The 20,676-nt window shown below is 36.9% G+C and carries 19 protein-coding genes, 1 tRNA gene, 1 pseudogene and 3 riboswitches; of the genes and pseudogenes, 2 read left to right on the plus strand and 19 right to left on the minus strand.

What is annotated here, in order from left to right:
- Positions 1 to 15: 15 nt before the first annotated feature.
- The 9 genes and pseudogenes from gap to ACZ5N5_RS18650 all read right to left on the minus strand — a co-directional run bounded on the left by gap (position 16) and on the right by ACZ5N5_RS18650 (position 10,386).
- On the minus strand, positions 16 to 1,023 hold the full coding sequence (gene gap / locus ACZ5N5_RS18610; RefSeq protein ID WP_109983520.1) for a type I glyceraldehyde-3-phosphate dehydrogenase: 1,008 nt from the start codon (positions 1,021 to 1,023) through the stop codon (positions 16 to 18).
- A 51-nt stretch (positions 1,024 to 1,074) separates the two neighbouring features.
- Positions 1,075 to 2,039: pseudogene (locus ACZ5N5_RS18615) on the minus strand (sugar-binding transcriptional regulator).
- A 233-nt stretch (positions 2,040 to 2,272) separates the two neighbouring features.
- On the minus strand, positions 2,273 to 2,518 hold the full coding sequence (locus tag ACZ5N5_RS18620) for a glutaredoxin family protein (protein ID WP_054787044.1): 246 nt from the start codon (positions 2,516 to 2,518) through the stop codon (positions 2,273 to 2,275).
- A 508-nt stretch (positions 2,519 to 3,026) separates the two neighbouring features.
- The gene (locus ACZ5N5_RS18625) at positions 3,027 to 3,926 is read right to left on the minus strand and encodes an alpha-hydroxy-acid oxidizing protein (RefSeq protein WP_054859921.1); all 900 of its coding nucleotides are present in this window, start codon (positions 3,924 to 3,926) and stop codon (positions 3,027 to 3,029) included.
- Positions 3,927 to 4,096: 170 nt separating this feature from the next.
- Positions 4,097 to 4,206, minus strand: a riboswitch (SAM riboswitch).
- An 18-nt stretch (positions 4,207 to 4,224) separates the two neighbouring features.
- Positions 4,225 to 5,904, minus strand: a complete 1,680-nt coding sequence (acsA, locus tag ACZ5N5_RS18630) for an acetate--CoA ligase (protein ID WP_464372889.1) — start codon at positions 5,902 to 5,904, stop codon at positions 4,225 to 4,227.
- Between the two features lie 22 nt (positions 5,905 to 5,926).
- Positions 5,927 to 6,664 carry an ABC transporter ATP-binding protein gene (locus ACZ5N5_RS18635; protein ID WP_425454563.1) on the minus strand — a complete coding sequence of 246 codons (738 nt, stop codon included), beginning with the start codon at positions 6,662 to 6,664 and terminating at the stop codon, positions 5,927 to 5,929.
- A gap of 12 nt (positions 6,665 to 6,676) precedes the next feature.
- Positions 6,677 to 7,450: an ABC transporter permease gene (locus ACZ5N5_RS18640; RefSeq protein WP_245902279.1), complete on the minus strand. Its 774-nt coding sequence runs from the start codon at positions 7,448 to 7,450 to the stop codon at positions 6,677 to 6,679.
- 104 nt (positions 7,451 to 7,554) lie between these two features.
- Positions 7,555 to 8,556 carry an aliphatic sulfonate ABC transporter substrate-binding protein gene (locus tag ACZ5N5_RS18645; protein ID WP_109983523.1) on the minus strand — a complete coding sequence of 334 codons (1,002 nt, stop codon included), beginning with the start codon at positions 8,554 to 8,556 and terminating at the stop codon, positions 7,555 to 7,557.
- Positions 8,557 to 8,589: 33 nt separating this feature from the next.
- A complete protein-coding gene (locus ACZ5N5_RS18650) occupies positions 8,590 to 10,386 on the minus strand; it encodes a PLP-dependent aspartate aminotransferase family protein (protein WP_109983524.1) in 1,797 nt (598 codons plus the stop codon).
- 102 nt (positions 10,387 to 10,488) lie between these two features.
- Positions 10,489 to 10,595, minus strand: a riboswitch (SAM riboswitch).
- A 73-nt stretch (positions 10,596 to 10,668) separates the two neighbouring features.
- A riboswitch (SAM riboswitch) is annotated at positions 10,669 to 10,782 on the minus strand.
- A gap of 293 nt (positions 10,783 to 11,075) precedes the next feature.
- Here ACZ5N5_RS18650 and ACZ5N5_RS18655 point away from each other — a divergent pair.
- Entirely contained in the window at positions 11,076 to 11,153 is a 78-nt protein-coding gene (locus ACZ5N5_RS18655; RefSeq protein WP_464373796.1) for a hypothetical protein, read from the plus strand.
- Positions 11,154 to 11,166: 13 nt separating this feature from the next.
- Here the strand turns inward: ACZ5N5_RS18655 and ACZ5N5_RS18660 are convergent, their stop codons facing one another.
- From ACZ5N5_RS18660 to ACZ5N5_RS18675, 4 genes are all read right to left on the minus strand, one after another.
- Positions 11,167 to 12,285, minus strand: a complete 1,119-nt coding sequence (locus ACZ5N5_RS18660) for an N-acetylmuramoyl-L-alanine amidase (RefSeq protein ID WP_054787050.1) — start codon at positions 12,283 to 12,285, stop codon at positions 11,167 to 11,169.
- A gap of 257 nt (positions 12,286 to 12,542) precedes the next feature.
- On the minus strand, positions 12,543 to 13,127 hold the full coding sequence (locus ACZ5N5_RS18665) for a DUF7010 family protein (protein ID WP_464367922.1): 585 nt from the start codon (positions 13,125 to 13,127) through the stop codon (positions 12,543 to 12,545).
- Between the two features lie 3 nt (positions 13,128 to 13,130).
- Positions 13,131 to 13,757 (minus strand): hypothetical protein, encoded by a 627-nt coding sequence (locus ACZ5N5_RS18670; protein ID WP_245902254.1) that lies wholly within the window; start codon positions 13,755 to 13,757, stop codon positions 13,131 to 13,133.
- A 265-nt stretch (positions 13,758 to 14,022) separates the two neighbouring features.
- A tRNA-Arg gene (locus ACZ5N5_RS18675) sits at positions 14,023 to 14,095 on the minus strand.
- A gap of 262 nt (positions 14,096 to 14,357) precedes the next feature.
- On the opposite strand from ACZ5N5_RS18675, the gene clpP reads away from it, so the two are divergent.
- A complete protein-coding gene (gene clpP / locus ACZ5N5_RS18680) occupies positions 14,358 to 14,954 on the plus strand; it encodes an ATP-dependent Clp endopeptidase proteolytic subunit ClpP (RefSeq protein WP_054787051.1) in 597 nt (198 codons plus the stop codon).
- Between the two features lie 35 nt (positions 14,955 to 14,989).
- On the opposite strand, the gene ACZ5N5_RS18685 is transcribed toward clpP, so the two are convergent.
- The 6 genes from ACZ5N5_RS18685 to ACZ5N5_RS18710 all read right to left on the minus strand — a co-directional run bounded on the left by ACZ5N5_RS18685 (position 14,990) and on the right by ACZ5N5_RS18710 (position 20,549).
- Positions 14,990 to 15,250 (minus strand): HPr family phosphocarrier protein, encoded by a 261-nt coding sequence (locus ACZ5N5_RS18685; protein ID WP_054787052.1) that lies wholly within the window; start codon positions 15,248 to 15,250, stop codon positions 14,990 to 14,992.
- Positions 15,251 to 15,374: 124 nt separating this feature from the next.
- Positions 15,375 to 16,328 (minus strand): DNA-binding protein WhiA, encoded by a 954-nt coding sequence (whiA, locus tag ACZ5N5_RS18690; RefSeq protein WP_109983527.1) that lies wholly within the window; start codon positions 16,326 to 16,328, stop codon positions 15,375 to 15,377.
- 59 nt (positions 16,329 to 16,387) lie between these two features.
- A complete protein-coding gene (locus ACZ5N5_RS18695) occupies positions 16,388 to 17,344 on the minus strand; it encodes a gluconeogenesis factor YvcK family protein (protein ID WP_464372890.1) in 957 nt (318 codons plus the stop codon).
- A gap of 4 nt (positions 17,345 to 17,348) precedes the next feature.
- Entirely contained in the window at positions 17,349 to 18,233 is an 885-nt protein-coding gene (gene rapZ / locus ACZ5N5_RS18700) for an RNase adapter RapZ (protein WP_109983529.1), read from the minus strand.
- A gap of 287 nt (positions 18,234 to 18,520) precedes the next feature.
- Positions 18,521 to 19,471, minus strand: coding sequence for a thioredoxin-disulfide reductase (gene trxB, locus ACZ5N5_RS18705; protein ID WP_054859913.1), 951 nt, complete (start codon positions 19,469 to 19,471; stop codon positions 18,521 to 18,523).
- A gap of 70 nt (positions 19,472 to 19,541) precedes the next feature.
- Positions 19,542 to 20,549 (minus strand): tetratricopeptide repeat protein, encoded by a 1,008-nt coding sequence (locus tag ACZ5N5_RS18710; protein ID WP_181397429.1) that lies wholly within the window; start codon positions 20,547 to 20,549, stop codon positions 19,542 to 19,544.
- Positions 20,550 to 20,676 lie beyond the last annotated feature (127 nt).

The following is a 20,676-nucleotide window of genomic DNA, read 5'->3' on the forward strand; positions in this document are numbered from 1 at the left end:
TTATCTCTCACTATTTTATAGTCCTTGAGCTTTAAGGTATGCTGCTAAATCAACTACACGGCTAGAGTATCCCATTTCATTGTCATACCAAGATACTACTTTTACCATATTCCCTTCCATTACCATTGTAGAAAGTCCATCAATAGTAGAAGAGTTCGTGTTGCCAATATAGTCTACAGATACTAACGGCTCATCAGAGTATCCAAGGATACCTTTTAGTTTACCTTCAGCAGCTTCTTTTAGCGCTGCATTTACTTCTTCAACTGTTACATCTTTGTCAAGCTCTGCAACAAGGTCTACTAATGAACCATCTGGAGTTGGTACACGCATTGCCATACCATTTAATTTACCTTCTAGTTCAGGTAATACTAAAGATACTGCTTTTGCAGCACCAGTAGTTGTAGGAATGATATTTTCAGCTGCTGCACGTGCACGACGGTAATCTTTGTGTGGTAAGTCTAGGATTTGTTGGTCGTTTGTATAAGAGTGAATAGTTGTCATCATACCACGCTTCACTCCAAAAGTATCATTTAATACTTTGGCATATGGAGCTAAACAGTTTGTTGTACAAGAAGCATTAGAAATTACATGGTGTTGAGCTGGATCATATTTGTCCTCGTTTACACCCATAACAATTGTAATATCTTCTTCTTTTGCAGGTGCAGAGATGATAACTTTTTTCGCACCAGCGTCTAAATGTTTAGCTGCTGCATCACGTTGTGTGAAAATACCAGTAGATTCTACTGCGATTTCTACCCCAAGGTCACCCCATGGTAAATTAGCTGGATCACGTTCAGAAAGTACTTTTACTTCTTTTCCACCTACAACAAGCGTATCACCTTTTACAGATACTTCTTCTTCTAGTTTTCCGTGAACTGAGTCATATTTAAGTAGATGTGCAAGCATGTTTGCATCTGTTAAATCGTTAACAGCAACTACTTCCACCTCATCATTTTTTAAAGCTTGACGGAATACGTTACGACCAATACGGCCAAAACCATTAATACCTACTTTTACTGCCATGCTAATTTCCTCCTTTTTAAAGTGAAACTTAAATTTTATATTTAAAGGGGATTAACCCTTTAATAACTCTTTTGCTGCTGCCTCGTCTGTAATCAGCACATTGCTTTTCCCTTGTTTGAAGTATGAATAGATAGCTTTTGCCTTTGATTTACCTCCAGCTACGGCTACTACATAGTCTGCTTTTTCAAGATCTTCTAGCTGTATTCCTACAGTTCTTGCCTTATAGACTACTTGACCATCCTCATCAAAGTAATAACCGAACGCCTCACTGACAGCATTTCCTTTTCCAGCTTTGCCAATACGTGATCGGATGCTTTTCTTCGTTTACCCATCGTTACAGCATCACCAATACTATGAAGAACAACTCTTGCATCATGTATCAGATCAAGGATCTCTTTGATAGTCGGTTCCTCAATGATCGTATGGTAAGACTCTTCTCCTAAGGGATCTGGTACATATAGCAAGCGATATTGACCATTTGCTTTTTTCGCCATTTGCGCACAAATGGTATTAGCTTGAATCTCTACTTGTTCACCGAGACCACCGCGAGCCGGTACAAAGGTACAATTTCTAGCATGTTCGAGTGGCTTCATTTGATTCGCAAGTTCTGTCATTGTCGTGCCACCTGTCACAGCTATCGTTTGACTGGAAGTTAAGATCGTATTTAAGTACTGGACACATGCTTTCCCAAGTTCCTGTTTTACCGTTGTATGCACATCACTATTCCCAGAAACGATAATAACATGCTCCAATTGTAATTTATCCTTAATTTGGTTTTCTAAAACACGGAATTCGGAAATTTCATTCATGAATTGCGCCAATTTGACAATAATCTCGTTTCCTTCTTCCGTCACGCGCATTCCCTTTGAAGTGACGATGATAAATCCATGCTTATTTAGAAATTCAATCTCAGCCCTTACTAGACGTTCCTTGAAATTAATATTTTCAGATAAACTTCTTCTGCCAATCGGTTGCATTTGCTGAATAAATTGTAGAATTTTATATCGTTTTTGCATGACATCTAAAATATCTGGGAATAATTTTTCTTGAATATCTAATAATTCCTTCAAACAGAAACGCTCCTTTTCTCCGGGAAAAATATGTCCCTCCTAGCCAAATTACGTCCCACTCACTACAAAAAATTGGGCTTTTCGTCATGAAAGCCTTCATTTCCCTAATTTGGTTAGTAATTTTGGATGGCTAAATTAACTTCCAAAATAATTGTATCAAAATGTATGGAATGACTCAACTATTTTTGCTGAATTGTTTTCAGAAAATTTTCTATTTTAGGTAGATCAATTATTTCTGTGTCGACAATTTCCCCTTCTATCTCGACAACTGGGATGATTAAATGAAATTTATCTAATAATGTCTCATCTTGATAAATATCAATTACTTCTATCTCAAAACCATACTCTTCTTGTAATATTTCTAATAATATCTTTGCATCTAAACATAGGGAGCAGTCCTTCTTCCCATATAATTTAACAATCAATAATTACCCTCATTTCTCGTATTAGAATTATTATCTGTTAATTTACTATATCCTATTACTAAAATTTTTTAAACAAATGTTCACTAGTATCGCATTAAGATAAATTATGAACAGATGGTGGTCAGATTATTCAGAAAGTGATTTAATAGCAATAAAGAGTGAGATGCAAAAATGAGAGTGTGACTTGCAAGAATATGGAGCTAGTTGCAAAAATGTGAGCGTAACTCGCAAGAATATGGAGCTAGTTGCAAAAATGTGAGCGTCACTTGCAAGAATATGGAGCTAGTTGCAAAAATGTGATCGTAACTCGCAAGAATATGGAGCTTGTTGCAAAAAAGAGAGTGTGACTTGCAAAATAAGCAACTAACTTTACTCAATTGCAGGACAAATGTTATATGAAACTGGGACAATAAGAAAGAAAAGAATACGTATTTTGACTACGTTCAATCATAGTACCGTTCAGATTCTCATCTTCTCTATTCAGTTTTGTCCCAGATTCAGTTGCTTCCTAATATGATATCAATTGATCGATGACCTTTTTAACTCCACTTATTCCATCTGTACTCAGCCCATAAATATAAGCCTTCTGAATAGAAACTGCATCGGCGCCAGATGCCAAATAGTACTGTATATCCTCCTTGGAATAAACATCTGTTTCCACAATCAGATGAAATGCTTCTCCTACTATATCTCTCATTGCCCTCAACTTCAGCCCATTCGGTAAAATCACTCCACTAATACGGTATTTTAGGGCTTGTCGAATGTCTTGTTCTTGTACATCACCTTGGAGATACACAGGTAATGTCGTGAACTGTTGAAGGTAATTAATCTTCTCCCAATTGACTGACGAAGTATTATATTCAGAAAGAATTAACTGTTGAAAAGCTTCTTTATCTTTTCCATAAGCTTTTCGATGAAAAATAGGATCCACGACAAAATTCCCATTACCTTTTTCGCACGAATCCATACCATTAACCGAATTATTTGATAATGGGATAACAATGGCTTGATATCCTGCTAATTCTGCCCGTTGGACGAAGTGCTTTGTTAAATCAATGTCTTGTAATAGATTAGCGGAAAACCATAATGTATGTTCATTGGATACATCACTAATTTCCTCCACACTGTAGGATGAATTGATGCCTACTATAAAAGGGATATTTTTTTCAGCTGCTGCTTTTGCTGTCGCTAGTTCACCATCTTCATGGAAATAAGTTTGTGCTCCCACTGCACCTAATAGTATTGTAGGCAATTTATTGATCGTTTTCTTCGGATTATTGAATTTTATTTCTTCATTACCGTAAGTAGATTCCGTACTTCTATTTAAATATTCCAACACAGTTGGTGTCAATTTTTGTTTTGCCTCTTCCTCTAATAATTTTATCCAGTTCATTTTGGTTACTGTCATGTTGTCTCCTCCTATTGTAAATGGTTTTCCTTATCCTTAACCCAAAAGGGTACGCGACCGTCCGTTAGTCAAAGCGACGCTTTCGAATCCTAGAGGCGATGTCCTAAAGACGGCTTTTCTTTAAGAAAAAAACTCCCTCCTGTTCATCAAAACAAGAGAGAGTTATTTCCCTCTTATCTTCCAAACTTTTGACGTTTGCTGGATTTAGCACCTTGTAAACATTGAGTTTATAGGTTGCTGGGCTTCATTGGGCCATTCCCTCCACCGCTCTTAATAAGAGTATGTTGTATTATTTTTTTCATGTTTGTTGTTTTTGAATTTCTTGTGCTTTCAATTGTCTTCGCAAAATCTTTCCACTAATTTTCGTTTTTGGTAGCTCTTCTACTACTTCTATTTCGCGAGGAGCAGCATGTGCTGAAAGATTTTTGCGAACAAATAAGCGAATCTCATCGAGTAATTCCTCTGACTCTGTAAAGCCCTGACGTAAAGTAATAAATGCCTTGACTAATTCACCACGTAATTCGTCTGGCTTTCCAATAACCCCAGCCTCTTCAACAGCTGGATGCTCGATTAATTTACTTTCTACTTCAAATGGACCAATTCTTTCCCCTGCAGAATTTATCATGTCATCATTTCTACCTTGAAAAAAGACATAGCCTTCTTCATCCTGTAAGGCCAAATCCCCAGAAAGATACCAGCCTTCATATTGAAAATACGATTGAAATTTATCTTTATTTCCCCATATCTCCTTCATCAAGCCTGGCCAAGGAGTTTTTACTGCTAATTGTCCTACTTCACCACTATCCAGGATATTTCCTTCATCATCAAGAATACCAACTTCCATTCCTGGTAGTGGTCGCCCCATTGAACCTGGCTTAATCTTTTCAGATGGTAGATTTACAATTAAGTGACCACCCGTTTCTGTCATCCACCACGTATCATGAATTCGTACACCGAGATTTTCCCAAGCCCAATTAATAACTTCGGGATTTAGTGGCTCTCCAACACTTAATACATGACGGAGAGAGGATAGATCATATTTTTCATGGAGTTTTCCTTCTGATAACAGCATTCGAAATGCGGTTGGGGCACTATACCAAATTGTAACACCTAATTCCTCAATTAACGAATACCAACTCTCTGCTTTAAATCTGCCCCCTTGAACCACCACCGTTGCTCTGTTTAATAATGGGGCGAACAATCCATACACACTACCAGTCACCCACCCCGGATGAGAGGTACACCAATAGACATCCTCATCTTTCATATCGAGCACCCATCTACCTGTTACGATATGATGCTGAACGGCTCGGTGGGCATGTAACACACCCTTAGGCTTTCCAGTTGATCCACTTGTATAATGAATTATTAAACCATCTTCCCAGTCAACCCATTCTACAAGCTCATCACCTTCAACAGGTACTAAAGGTTGTTTTTCCAAGTCTTCTACAAATAAAATAGTATGTAGACTAGGAATCTCTTTTTGTGGAACTCTTCCTACTAGTTGTTGATCTGTAATTAGTACTGTTCCTCCACAATCATTCATCCTATCCTTTACCGCCTCTTCCATAAAGGCTTCAAAAAGCGGCCCTGCGATTGCTCCTACTTTGATAACCGCTAAGATTGCTATATAGCATTCTGCTGTTTTTGGTAAAAATACAAAAACACGATCCCCTCTTTTGACTCCCTTTTCTTTTAAAATCCTAGCATAATGATCTGTTTTATCTTTTATTTCTTTAAATGTATAGGACTTTCGCTCTGTTCCATTTATATAATGTATCGCAATCTTATTACCAAAGCCTTCTTCTACATGGCGATCAATCGTTTCATAAGCAGCATTGATCTTTCCTTGCTTCACAGCATTCGATAGGTAATTTTTTGCTTCTTTCCAATCAAATGACGCTTGAATTTGTTCATAATTGGCTAAATTGTGGTCTGCTTCGAAACTTGGAATAGGTTTCACTAGTTGTTGTGTCACGTGTTATGCCCCCTTACAACGGTTAACTTCTATGGTTTAAGTCAAGTGATGCTAGTATATCTGATTTTATCTTGGCTAATTGTTCACTTGCTCGATCTCTTGGTCTTGTTTGATCAATAGTTATTTCTTTTTTGACCACCCCTGGCTGTCCCCGAAGAATAATCACTCGATCACATAAGTATAGTGCTTCGTCAATATCATGGGTCACTAATACGATAGTAGATTGATATAATTTCCACACATCAAGCAATAAATCCTGTAGCTGCATTTTCGTAAAAGCATCTAATGCACTAAACGGTTCATCAAGTAATAAAATTTCTGGTGATGTTACTAAAGCTCTGGCAATAGCTACCCTTTGTGCCATTCCACCTGATAACTCTCTTGGATACAATGCTTCTTTCCCTTTTAGACCAACACTAGCTAAATATTCAATCGCTCGATTTTCTTTATCTTTTCTTTTACCGTTCAAGCCAAATGTTACATTCTCTAATACATTTAACCATGGTAAAAGTCTGGGCTCTTGAAAGATAAAACCAGTAGTATCATGTATTTCCTTTGAAACTTTTCCATTGATTTCTATCTCACCATCGTATTCTGCATCTAAACCGGAAATGGCACGAAGTAGGGTGCTTTTTCCACAACCACTTGTGCCTAATAGGCCGATAATCTCGCCAGGCTTGACCTCAAGATTGACATCTTTCACTGCTGTTGTTCCATTAAATGTACGACTTACCTTTCGTAAAGCTAAACTCAAGTCCATCATTCCTTCCTGTTATTGTCCCATGCGATCCTGCCAGTGAAGTGATTTTGTTTCGATTTTTTTCAGTATCCAATCTGTAAATTTACCGATAATGGCGAACAAAATAATACTAGCTAAAATCGTTTCAGGCTGTGCCATGTTTTGACCGAAGGTAAGCAGGAATCCAAGACCTTGACTGGCTCCCATCAATTCTGCTGCCACAACAAACATCCAGCCAAGGCCTAAGCCGCTGCGCATGCCAACTAAAAAGGATGGCATGGATGCAGGAAGTATGATTCTTTTTATTAGCTGAAATGTATTGAGTCCATACATTTTTCCCACTTCAATCAGCTTGCGATCAACTCCAATAATTCCACTTACAATGTTTAAGTAGACAGGAAAAAATACCCCAATTGCTATCATCACTATTTTAGATGTTTCACCAATACCCATCCATAAAATAAAGAGTGGTACCCATGCTAAGGAAGGGATAGAACGAAAAGCTTGAATTAATGGATCAAATAATTGCTCTGCTTTTTTATAAAAACCTACAAATGAACCTAATATAATTGCTATGACTGTTCCTAAAATAAATCCAACAAACACTCTATATGTCGTAATACCAATGTGCCCCCATAGTGTACCATCTTGGGCCATGTTATAAATTTTTTCTACAATAGTTGATGGTGCTGGGAGCTGATAAGAAGGAACAATACCTGCACGACAAACTAGCTCCCAAGCAATAATTAATAGAATTGGGATGATACTGCCAAGTAAAATTGTCTTAACGGTTGAATGTTTGTTCATATTCTTGGCCTTATCATCTTTTTGATTAACCTTATCTATATAGGCTCCACTTGTTAATTCTTGGTTATCTGCCATGATTGTTCCCCCTCTAATTCCCTACCATCTCATTCTATTATTTCTTTTGCATATTCAGGATTGATTAATTCTTGTGTTAATTTTTCTACATCCGCATCTGGATTTAGTACATCCGCATCCTGTAATACCTTTCCTGCTTCCACAATCGCATCCTCATGAACTTGACCAGGTATTGCATTAGAAAAATCATTTCGTTCCATTTGTATCTTGGCTACTTCTAAATCTATATCTGCTTCTTCTGCTAATAGTTGAGCTGCTTCTTCAGGATTCTCTAAAACCCAATTACGAGCGCGCTCATACAATTCAATTACTTTATTTACATATTCCGGATATTTGTCTGCAAACTCTTGACGAACATTTAAAAAGCCATACGTGTTTAAGTCTGCATTACGGAAGAATAATTGCGCATTTTCTTCTAATTCTAATTTTGCCATATGTGGATCAAGCCCTGCCCATGCATCTACATCGCCTGATACAAGGGCTGAACCACCATCTGCATGCTGCAGGTTAGTCAATGTAATATCATTAATCGTTAAGCCTTCTGAATCCAATGCTCTTACTAGAAAGATGAAGGGGTCTGTTCCCATAGTTGCTGCAACATTCTTTCCTTTTAAATCTTTAATGGATTCAATTCCTGAGCCTTCATTCGTTACTAATGCCGTCCATTCTGGCTTCGAATAGATGTATACATTCTCTATTGGTGCACCACTCTCCTTAGAGATTAAGGCTGCAGCACCTGCCGATGAACCAAAGTCAATACTATCACTTCTTAAAAACTCTAATGCTTTATTACTTCCTTGACTTAATGTCCACTCCACCTCTATATCTTCTTCCGCAAAAACTTCTTCTGCCCATTCGAATTTCTTTAATACTAAGCTTGTTGGCGAATAATAAGCATAATCTAAACGGATTTTTTCAGGCTTTCCCTCTGTTTCTCCTTCTGCTGCACAGCCTGATGCAATAACAAGAATGAAACCAAAAAGCGCGATAGCTAAAAAACTACGTAAATCTATTAATGGTATTCTTTTCATGATAGATTGTCCCCTTTTTTATTTTCTTTTCTATTAAATTTCACAAGCATAAGTGGAAATTGTTCCTCTTAACCGCTGGGCTTCTTTGTACGTACATCTATTGTGTACAACCTGTAACCCTGCTTCTCTTGCCACTTCTTCTGCTTTTGGTGAAACAACACCTTCCTGTAGCCAGAATACTTTTGGTTTAACTTCCACCGCTTCTTTTGCTACTTCTACCGCAGCATCAGGGCTACGGAAAACTTGTACAATGTCAATAGGAACAGGAACACTTTTTAAATCTGGGTATGCTTTTTCTCCTAAAATCTCTGTTTCCCTTGGATTAACTGGAATAATTTTATATCCAAGACGTTGCATTTTTCTTGCTAGACGGTAGCTCGGTCTTGCTTCCTTCCCACTCAGACCAACAATAGCCAATGTTTTTTGGCGAGTCACCTCTTCCCCATTCTCGATTACCCGCTCATATGGAGAATTTAATGCCCATTTAATTACCCCTTCATCATTTACGACGATTTGTTTTGCTTCATCTGCACCGATTCCTGTTGCTTTGGCAAGTGCTTGATCAAGATCATTTTGAATATCACGAATTGATTCGATTCCTACAGATAAACGAACAAGCTCTTCTGTTACTCCTGTTTCCTCTAATTGCTCTTTACTTAACTGTTGATGAGTAGTAGAAGCTGGATGAATAATTAATGACCTAGCATCTCCAACATTGGCTACATGGGACCATAGAGAAACATTATTGATTAGATCTCTACCTGCATCTCGTCCACCTTTAATACCAAAGACAATGATTGAGCCAAAGCCATTGTTCAAAATACGCTTCGCTAGTGCGTGTGATGGATGGCTTTCCAATCCTGGATATCGAATCCATTCCACCGCTTCGTGTTCTTCTAGATATTCTGCTAATTCCTGAGCATTTCGATTATGTCTTTCCACTCTTAAATGAAGTGTTTCTAATCCTTGTAGTAACTGGAAGGCATTAAATGGGCTAAGTGCCGCACCGAAGTCTCTCAATAACTGGACACGCACTTTTGTGATAAATGCTAATGTTCCAAAGTCTATTGCATAACGAATTCCATTGTAGCTCGGATCTGGTTCAGTAAATTGAGGATATTTTTCTGAATTCCAGTTAAAACGACCTCCATCAACTATAATTCCGCCAATCGATGTACCGTGACCACCTATCCATTTTGTCGCAGAATGAACCACAATATCAGCACCTAATGTGATTGGTTTACAACCATAAGGTGTGGCAAATGTATTATCAACGATCAATGGTACACCTGCCTCATGAGCAATCTCTGAAACTTTTTCTACATCCAATACTTGAAGGCCAGGATTTCCGATAATCTCACCATAAACTGCTTTCGTATTTTCATTGATGGCTTGACGGAAATTCTCAGGATCGGTTGGGTCTACAAATTTTACGTTGATTCCGTATCTTGGTAATGTTACAGCAAACAGATTATAGGTTCCGCCATACAAGTTCACACCTGCAACAATTTCGTCTCCCGCACTTGCTAGATTTAAGATCGATAGGGTGATGGCTGACATCCCCGAAGCTGTTGCAACTGCTGCAACGCCATCTTCTAAAAGGGCTAATCTTTTCTCAAAAACATCGACAGTTGGATTACCAATTCTTGAATAGATGTTTCCTGGTTCATCAAGTGCAAATAGTCTCTCTGCATGTTCTGTGTCATGGAAAACGAACGAAGTAGATTGATAGATAGGCACTGCTCTTGAACCTGTTGTTGGATCAGGCGCCTGACCACCGTGTAAATTTAAGGTCTCCGCATCATACGTTGAATTTTTAAAAGCTGTCATGTTAGTTTCCTCCTTGAATATTCCATTCATTTAATTAATATAAGTATAAAGAAAAGCCTTCTTCGACAAGAAGAAGGCTTTGGTTATCTACCAGCTGTCTCCCTCTTATCTATCAGGAATGTTTCCTGCAGGATTTAGCACCTTTTAAGCTGAAGCTTAATGGTTGCTGGGCGTCATCGGGCCAGTCCCTCTGCCTCTCTTGATAAGAGCTATTTAATTTTTATCGGATCAAAAAATCCTCTCTACATGGAGATAGAGAGGATTCAGTGTGAATAATTCGCTCTCTTATCTCTCCAAGCATGATCACTTAGTGGAATTGGCACCTTTATTAAGCTTTTGTGCTTAATGGTTGCCGAGGTTTCATAGGGCCAGTCCCTCCACCTCTCTTGATAAGATTTATTGTCAAATATTGTAATTCCGAGTGGATTACTTATATTTAATTTAGTTATTACATACTTTAGCATGGTAGACCACCACTGTCAACAAGTATTTATAAATTATTGAATATTTTTCTTTTAAGAGTATTCATGATTTATATCGACATGAAATAGCTTTTTTTTAATCCATTCATTTATGTTTTCAAAAAAATAGCGCATACTCATCCTAGAAAGAGGTTTTATTATGATCAACTACAAAAAAAAGTTGCCATCGTAACAGGAGGTGAAAGTGGTATCGGACGAGAAACATGCTTGCAATTAGCCAAGAAAGGTGCACGCATTGCCGTTATTAATATTTCCGATGATAGAGAAACGCCTGCATCCATTTGATGCAGCCACTTCTCTATTTAAAATAAGCTAAAAGACCTTTGGTGATCCCTTCTGCTAAGTTATCTTGATAGTCGCTTGTTCGGATTGTGAGTAAGTCATGAGGATTCGTAATAAATCCCATTTCTAATAAGAGTGCTTTATTTTGATTGTTTCTTAGTACATAGAAATTACTACTTCGAACCCCTCGATCTCTCATTGTGACATGTTGAGATAAAGAGGACTGCATTTCATAGGCAAGCTCTTTACTATCTGGGCCAAAATAGTGTGTGCTAATTCCATTAGCAGAAACTATTGGACTTGCATTAAAATGTAGACTTATAAAAGCATGAGTCTGATAAGCATGACTTATTCTCAAGCGGGTGGCATGATCTACATAGCTATCATTACTTCTCGTTAATAATACCGTTGCACCTGCTTGACGGAGCTCACTTGCTATCTCAGAAAGCACCTCCATAATGACATCCTTTTCAAAGATACCCCCAAGTCCTATGGCTCCAGGATCCATGCCACCATGCCCTGGATCGAGCACAATATTAAAGCCATTTAAGTTCTGCTCATTGCTTACCGTAGTTGTAGTAGCTGTTTGTTCCACAGATTGCTCTGTATCTGACGTAGCCTGGGCTGATGGTTCTTCAGGTATGTATGTGGTACTTTGATGATTCGTCAACCAGCCCGCAATCCATCCAATTTTACCATTCTTTAAATCTACTTTTATCCATTGATCTTCAGTATCAACGACCGAAAAAGACTCTCCAATTGTTGTAAAACCGATAATAGGATAATTTGTACCTGGTCCTGAACGAATCCGAACACCAGTGGCAGTAATAGAAACATCGTTTAAACTATCATTAGTAGCTGCTCGCTCTTGCTCTTCCACCATTAAAAATTGTGAAGCTATCCAAGCCTCTTTCCCATTATAAAAGGTTTTATACCAGCCATATGCCTCATCAAACACTTGTACTTGATCTCCAGCTTGTAATTTACCAAGAATTTGTCCATTTAAAGATGGCTCTGAGCGCACATGTAAATCTGTTGCTCCCACATGATATGTTTTCCCCTCTGCCTCTATAATCAAAGGGAAAACAAAGAAAAACGATAAAAATAAGATGATGGCTGTACTCTTTTTTATCAAAACAATATCACTTCCTTTTTCAGGATTTACTCGATAGTTTCTGATACCCAGAAGTGACCAATACTAAACCTATTTTTTATCGATTTTTGTAGAAAATATGATGATTAGTCATAATTACTGAATAGTCTCCATGAATAAAGATCATTTATTTATACATAAAAAAGCCCCACTACATCGATTAAACGATTTTAGTGAAGCTCTTTTATAAGATAATGCACCCGGAGGGGGCTTAAATTGTTGTACTAATGGAATAAACGTTATGAATTCAATTTTTTCCTGTAATCAATATAAAGAAGTATAGTTAAAATAAGCAAAAATATGATCATAGAAAACGGTATTAACCACAACTCATTCTGATTTAAATTCCATCCAATTAAGATAATAGCAAATGATACAATTGGAGCCATTATAAAATAAGGCTTTGAAAGGTAAAACCATCCATAAGGGAAAAAATGTGCTGCTGTAATGATGGAAAAAAAGATAATAGCTTCTTCTGGGCTTTTACCTATCGCCCAAAAAAGAATTGGAAAATATACGAGCTGAGCAATGTTCAAGAATACTCCTAACTTACCTAAGGGATTACCTTCAAATTTCCAATCTGCTTTCAAGAGATTGGAAAGACCCATCGATAAAGGAAACATTAATCCCGTTGAGAATAACATATAAATATTTTTTAGTTCTAGTGTGATTGGTTGTAAAAATATTATGGTAATAATTAACCAAATGATTACAGCTGACAACAAAAAGGAAACACCATTTTTCCCACTAATCGATAATCTTTTACGGAGATCATTAATTTGCAAACTAATTTCCCCTTCTTTTTTAAAATTTTCATCATTCATAAGCTACTCCATTGTTTGCATATCTTCTGGGTAATGAATGGTGTCAAATACCTCATCTGATTTAGAATCTTTAACATTGATCGTGACATCATAGTCATCTGGAGATGCTCCATCATAAAGTTGATACATCATTCCTGTTATTCCAATTCCCAGCACAGCAAAACCGTCCATACTATTTTCATACCCTTCTCTATCAACACTTAAATGAAACTCTGAAAAATCTTCATTGGAGGTAATGTCTTGAATTGACGGGAAGTCACCACTTGTCTTAATCTCCTCCATGGATTGATCTAATTGTTTTTTTATTTCATTCATCATTTCCTTGTGTTTGGATTTTGACATTTTATAAGTCAAGCTTCCGTCTTCATTCTCTGTTACTTTTAACCCTTCCTCTTCAGCTTTCGCTATCGATTCATCGGTAGATTCTATCATAGAGGAAGGTATGGTAACTTCCACACTTAATAAGTTTTTATCTACTTCAACCGCTTCTTTATCGTCATTCTGATTTGGTTCTGAATCTTTAGTATCTGTATCTATAGCTTCTTTTCCTTCTTCTTCATTTTTCTCGACTTCGAATCCACAAGCAGTTAAAAATATAATACAGAATAAAAAAACTAATAATTTCTTCATGCTCATTTCCTTCCTAGGTATATTTAATAGGATTTTATCACTATTTGTAGGATATTACTATGGAAAAAGCGTCTGTAACTAAAAACTTTGATAATGTCATCATTATTTTGTTCGTTGTTTACTCGATTTCATTCAATTATTTTTCGACTTTCTTTGGAACAAAAAACCCCTCCTCCGGCTAACTATTTAGGTAGACGGAAGAGAGGTGCTTTTATTACCTATATGCAATTCAATGAACTTATTGACATCATATACAAGGATATTACGCGCCCGGAGGGATTCGAACCCCCGACACATGGTACCGGAAACCATTGCTCTATCCCCTGAGCTACGGGCGCATGAAAAAATACGACAAGATTAATTATAGCGAAAGATATAATTAATTTCAACGAAATCTATATTTTTCTTTTGCAACAATTGAATTGATTGTTTAAATTATGTTATTTTCGGGTAGGATGAACATAGATTATAATAGACGAAAAGATCATCCATCCAAGAAGGTCAAAAGTCAATCAAATCTTTTGACCTTTTTTGACCATTAAGTTATGATGTTAATAGTTAAATAATAAAATGATGAAGCAATAAAGGAGGAGTTTTCTTATGAATTTAATCCCTACAGTTATTGAACAAACTAATCGTGGTGAGCGTGCTTATGATATTTACTCTCGCCTATTAAAAGACCGAATTATTATGCTAGGTAGCGCCATTGATGACAATGTTTCTAATAGTATCGTGGCTCAACTATTATTCCTTGCTGCAGAAGATCCAGATAAGGATATCTCCCTATACATTAACTCTCCTGGTGGTTCCATTACAGCAGGTATGGCGATCTATGATACGATGCAATTCATTAAACCAAATGTATCTACCATCTGTATTGGAATGGCAGCATCTATGGGAGCATTCTTACTCGCTGCAGGTGAACCTGGAAAACGATTTGCTCTACCGAACAGTGAAGTCATGATTCACCAGCCACTTGGCGGAACACAAGGTCAAGCTTCTGATATTCAAATTCATGCAAATCGTATTATCGAAATGCGTAAAAAATTAAACCAAATTCTAGCTGATCGTACTGGCCAACCGATTGAAGTTGTTGAAAAAGACACAGATCGCGATAATTTCATGACAGCAGAGCGTGCAAAAGAATATGGTCTAATCGACCGAGTGATGGAAAAGAAACCAACTGATTTAAATTAATACATTGGAAAACCCTGCATCATCGCAGGGTTTTTCTATTCTGAATTTCCTTCTATAAAGCTTACTAGATCTGCTAATGCTTGTTCTTCATCCGTACCATCGACGATTATTTTAATTTCACTCCCTTTGGAGAGTGCTAAACTCATCAATCCCATAATACTTTTCGCATTGATTCTTTTTTGATCTTTTTCAATAAAAATTTCGGCAGTATAATGATTTGCCTTTTGTACAAATTGTGCTGCAGGACGAGCCTGTAAGCCAGGATCTACCCCTATAATAACTGTCTGTTCAACCATTCCCATCCTCCTCATTTTTGAAAGCGTTATCATTTTATTATACTATATCACTTCTTCCAATATTACACAAAAGTTTTTACTTAGCATTTTAAAAGGTAAAGAGCACATGTTTAACACATATGCTCTAGGATTTATTTACAGTAAGTTTTTCACTTCTTATTTGTTCCGCAAATTGATCTATTTTCTTCAATCGGTGGTTAATTCCTGACTTACTAATCTTCCCTCCAGAGACCATTTCCCCTAATTCCTTAAGAGATACATCATTATGTTCTAATCTAAGTTCCGCAATTTCCTTTAACTTATCTGGTAGTGCATCTAGTCCAACCGTTTCTTGAATATATCGGATATTCTCCACTTGTCTAAATGCCGCACCAATCGTTTTATTTAGATTTGCTGTTTCACAATTCACAAGGCGATTTACGGAATTACGCATATCACGAACAATTCGAACATCTTCAAATTTAAATAATGCCTGATGTGCTCCAATATAGCTTAAGAATTCGGTGATTTTTTCGGCCTCTTTTATATACGTAATAAAACCTTTCTTCCGTTCTAAAATTCTTGCATGTAATTCATAATTATTTAATAAATCACATAATGCTTGATTATGCTCTTCATAAAAGTTATAAATTTCAAGATGATAAGAGGAGGTTTCTGGATTATTCACAGAACCACCTGCTAAAAAAGCCCCTCTTAGATAGGCTCTTCGACAGCAGTCTTTCTTAATATACTTATCTGAAATAGTTCGAATAAATTGATACGGCTCTTGAAGTATGTCCATATCCAAGAGCATTTCCTTAACTCCTTCATTCATTCTTACAATATATACATTATTTTTTTTCAGTTTCATTTTTTTCCTTACGAGTAATTCAACAGGATAGGCATAAATTGTTTTAATCAATGTGTATATTCTACGTGCTATTGCTGCATTTTCTGTTTGAACATCGAGTGAATAATGTAAGCGTGAAAAGGAAACTGCTCCATTCATTCTAATCAGGGCAGCCAGCTCTGCACGATTACAGCAATTATCGTTCTCGATTTTCGTTAATTCTTTCTTAATTTCCGATGCAAATGACAACTTTCTCCCCCCTCCTTATACAGGTCGATTCTTGAAGTGTCCCTTACAGACATTTAACACTATTCTAAAAAAGACATAAGAACATCTGCAATTTTATCCTTATCATGTCTTAGAGAATGGTTTTTTTGTTTTACTATATCTGCTTCAATTATTTCTATGTCTAAGCTTTTTAATTTTTCGACATCAATTTTAACAGGAGCAGCATTTTCCTCTGCATAAATTAATTGTACGGATGGATCAATCGATTTATTATGAACAATAATAGATTGAATACATCCTGGTCCAATATGATCCATAATTGCTTGAACATGATCAGAAGCTGTGTAACCATTAGTTTCCCCAACCTGTGTCATCACATTACATACATATACCACTTTGGCGTTTGTTTCCTTTAATGCTTGACCAATTTGAGGAACAATTAAATTAGGTAGAATACTTGTATAAAGACTACCAGGTGAAATGACAACTATATCCGCCTCTTTAATCGCTGTCACTGCTTCAGGTAGTGGTAAAACCGGGTTCGGCTTTAGGAATACTCGTTTAATTCGTTTTCGTGCTTTTGGAATATTGGATTCACCTAATACAATCTCTCCATCCTCATATTCTGCATGAAGGAACATATTTTGATTAGCAATTGGATAAATATTGCCTTCCACATTAAGAACACGAGAAATTTCCTTTATTCCTGTATAAAAATCGCCTGTAACAGATGTCATCGCTGCTAACAGTAGGTTTCCCATGGAATGACCTAATAATCCGTTTCCTTTCGTAAACCGATGCTGAAACAGATCCATTAGCATTGGTTCTACATCGGATAATGCAGCAATCACATTCCTTATATCGCCCGGTGCTGGTATTTCCATCTCTGTGCGAAGGCGACCAGAACTCCCACCATCGTCTGCCACTGTTACAATAGCGGATAGGTCAATGGGATATTCCTTAAGACCACGCAAAAGTACCGGCATACCTGTTCCACCGCCGATCACAACTATTTTTTTTCTATCTGTTTGTGTCATATTTTTATTTTCCCTTTCGCTTATCGATATCACGATGGCTTACATGTGTGACATAGTTCTTTTGAAAATATTTTGCTAAATATTCCGCAATCGCAACAGAACGATGCTGCCCGCCGGTACAACCTATTGCGACAACGAGTTGACTTTTCCCTTCCCGTTTATATTGTGGAAGCATAAATTCTAATAAATCAACCGTTTTATCAACAAAGGCTTTTGTATCCGACCATTTGAATACATAAGAGGATACATCTGTATTTAAACCTGTTAGTGGTCGTAAATTTTCGACATAGTGGGGATTGGGTAAGAAACGCACATCAAATACTAAATCTGCATCAATAGGCAATCCGTACTTAAAGCCAAATGATAACGTATGAATCGAAAAGATTTCTTGCTCTTTTTCACTATATCGTTGCACTATTTTTTCTCGTAATTGCTTTGGTTTTAATTCAGAGGTATCGATAAAATGTTGTGCACGTCCTCTTAATTCATCTAGAATCTTTCTTTCTGCATGGATCCCCTCTAACGGTAATCCATCCTGTGCAAGTGGATGTGATCGACGCGTTTCTTTATAGCGCGAAACAAGTACTTGATCACTCGCATCTAAAAAAAGAATATGCTCCTCTAACCAATTTTCCTGACCCAATTGGTCCAAAGCCTCAAATAAGGAATCAAAAAATTCTCTACCTCTTAAATCCATCACAAGTGCTACTTTTTGAATATTATTCGTTGCATCTCGCATTAATTCTAGGAATTTAGGCAATAACGCTGGAGGCAAATTATCAACACAATAATACCCTAAATCTTCAAAACTTTGCACAGCGACCGTTTTACCCGCACCAGACATCCCTGTTATAATAACTAGTTTTGTTTCTTCCTTTTTTGTCCCCATTGCATTACTCCTCCCATTTCATCCACTTACCGCAAAAGGTTATCTTTTTTTGCTCTCACTCTATTATATACTGAGTGGAGAAGGAGTTACAAATATCGAAAATAAAATTTACTAAGGGATTTAATGGATAAAAAAAAATTGGCATAGGTGAAAACCTATGCCGTCAAGTAATATATTTATTAAAAAGGGGGTCAATTAGTTAACTACATTATATCCTTTTTATATTTCGTCCGTGTTACAGGGAAGTTAATTTCTTTTTACGTTCATATGTCGAAAAGATGACAGGACTAGCTAGGAATATTGACTGACTCCTTTAAATTCTCAATATATGCCTGTGCTGCTTGTGCCGCGATACTTCCATCTCCTGTAGCTGTTACGATTTGACGCAATTCTTTTTCACGAATATCACCTGCAGCAAAGACTCCTGGTACACTCGTTTCCATATTCTCATTTGTTGGAATATAACCTTCCTCATTCGTGATTCCTAGAGATTTAAAAGGCTCACTTAATGGCACCATACCAATATAAATAAAGGCACCATTAGTTTCATGTTCAAATTCTTCTCCCGTTTTTTTATTGAGTAATGTGACGCTTCCTACTTTGCCATCCTTCTCATTGATCGATTTCACAATGGTATCCCAAATAAAATCAATTTTGTCATTTTTAAAAGCGCGGTCCTGTAGGATTTTCTGTGCACGTAGTTCATCACGACGGTGAATAATTGTTACTTTGCTGGCAAATCGAGTCAAATAAACACCCTCTTCTACCGCTGAGTCTCCACCACCGACAACTACTAATTCTTTTTCTTTAAAGAAGGCACCGTCACAAACAGCACAATAGGATACTCCACGTCCACCTAATTCTTCTTCACCTGGTACTCCAAGCTTTTTATACTGTGCACCAGTGGTAATAATTAATGCACGTGTCTTATACTCTTTTGATCCAGCAATCACGGTTTTATATTCGTTTCCATCAATTACTTCTTTTATGTCACCATAAGCATACTCTGCACCAAATTTTTTGGCATGATCAAACATTTTATTCGACAAATCCGGACCTAAGATATGGTCATATCCTGGATAATTTTCGACATCTTCTGTATTCGCCATTTGTCCACCAGGTATACCTCTTTCCAACATTAATGTATCTAAATTAGCGCGTGATGTGTATACAGCTGCAGTCATGCCTGCAGGTCCTGCACCAGCGATAATAACATCATAAATTCTTTCCTCTGACATCGTAGCTCATCCTTTCTTCTAATCCTACACTTATTATCTTATTCAAGATGAAAAAGGTCTAATGTTTTGCTCATGGCTTTTCAGGTGTTTGCCATGGTGGTGATTGTTCTAATAAAATATTATGTTCCTTACATCCTTCTCGCCAAAGATCCTCTGCCTTTTTTTCATCACCTAAAAAATAATAACAAGTACTATACCATCTATAATAAGAAGGATGTCCTCTTAATTTACCTTTATTCAACTGTTTAAATCGATCTAATGCTTTTCCATATAAACCGATTTGTGCAAAAGTTGTCGCCATTCGGAGCTTTTGTTGCTCATGTATCGGAAATGTATGATCGAGAAGAGAAATGATGTGCTTCAACATTTTGACTTCATTTTCATGATAATAGAAAACAGCAAGATTCATATAACTAAAAAGGCTATCTGGATGTTCCTTTAGATACTTTTCTTCTAGCGCAATTGCTTCTTCACGTTCACCTGCGAAAAATAGGGCATAATGATATTCATGTCGAGCTTGAGTGAATTCAGGAAATAAGGTAATCATTTCTTCCAATAGGGCAATCGCTTCCTGCCATTCTTGACGCTCTAAATGATAAAAAGCAGTTTCTTGGTAGATAAGGACATCATCCTCTTCTTCTAATGCCCATTCATCTTCCTCTTCTTCCTCATCAAAATCCAATACGTTTAATAGTCCAATCGCTTCCTCAGCGAATTCACCATCAGGTGCTTTTTCTACATATAGCTCTGCATATTTTGTAGCATCCTGCAATAAACCAAGATGTGCATAATTATTAGCAATTAAATAATAGCAATCCATATAGTCTTCCCCATGCTTTGCTAGTACGTCTGTTAGTAATTGATTCGCCAGATGGTAAGAGCCTATCTCTGTATAAACAATGGACAATTGACATTGATATAAAGGATGATTAGGTTTTTCAGATAGAGCCTTCTGAAACCACTTGATAGACAGCTCAAATTTTCGCTTCTGGTAAGCCTCCACACCTTTTGAAAAATAAAAATCCCCTTCAGGGATGAAAGGTATGACATTTTCCTTTGTTTTGTTAGGTTTGGGCACGCTGATGATTCCATCCTCTCTATTTTTCGTTCTATATCTATAATAATTAGTTGTATTTAATATCGATGACTAATGCATTATAACATATATTTTAAGGATGAAAATACTTTTTTTAAAAATGAGAGAA

This window comes from Gracilibacillus sp. JCM 18966, from assembly GCF_055392695.1.

Coding starts and splice junctions, on each gene's coding strand:
- ACZ5N5_RS18665 (WP_464367922.1), bottom strand. CDS start 13,127: ATGAATGATGAAAATTTTAAAAAAGAAGGGGAAATTAGTTTGCAAATT.
- ACZ5N5_RS18645 (WP_109983523.1), bottom strand. CDS start 8,556: ATGAAAAGAATACCATTAATAGATTTACGTAGTTTTTTAGCTATCGCG.
- ACZ5N5_RS18640 (WP_245902279.1), bottom strand. CDS start 7,450: ATGAACAAACATTCAACCGTTAAGACAATTTTACTTGGCAGTATCATC.
- trxB (WP_054859913.1), bottom strand. CDS start 19,471: ATGTCAGAGGAAAGAATTTATGATGTTATTATCGCTGGTGCAGGACCT.
- ACZ5N5_RS18650 (WP_109983524.1), bottom strand. CDS start 10,386: ATGACAGCTTTTAAAAATTCAACGTATGATGCGGAGACCTTAAATTTA.
- ACZ5N5_RS18625 (WP_054859921.1), bottom strand. CDS start 3,926: ATGACAGTAACCAAAATGAACTGGATAAAATTATTAGAGGAAGAGGCA.
- gap (WP_109983520.1), bottom strand. CDS start 1,023: ATGGCAGTAAAAGTAGGTATTAATGGTTTTGGCCGTATTGGTCGTAAC.
- ACZ5N5_RS18695 (WP_464372890.1), bottom strand. CDS start 17,344: ATGACACAAACAGATAGAAAAAAAATAGTTGTGATCGGCGGTGGAACA.
- ACZ5N5_RS18685 (WP_054787052.1), bottom strand. CDS start 15,250: ATGGTTGAACAGACAGTTATTATAGGGGTAGATCCTGGCTTACAGGCT.
- clpP (WP_054787051.1), top strand. CDS start 14,358: ATGAATTTAATCCCTACAGTTATTGAACAAACTAATCGTGGTGAGCGT.
- ACZ5N5_RS18670 (WP_245902254.1), bottom strand. CDS start 13,757: ATGAAGAAATTATTAGTTTTTTTATTCTGTATTATATTTTTAACTGCT.
- ACZ5N5_RS18635 (WP_425454563.1), bottom strand. CDS start 6,664: ATGGACTTGAGTTTAGCTTTACGAAAGGTAAGTCGTACATTTAATGGA.
- rapZ (WP_109983529.1), bottom strand. CDS start 18,233: ATGGGGACAAAAAAGGAAGAAACAAAACTAGTTATTATAACAGGGATG.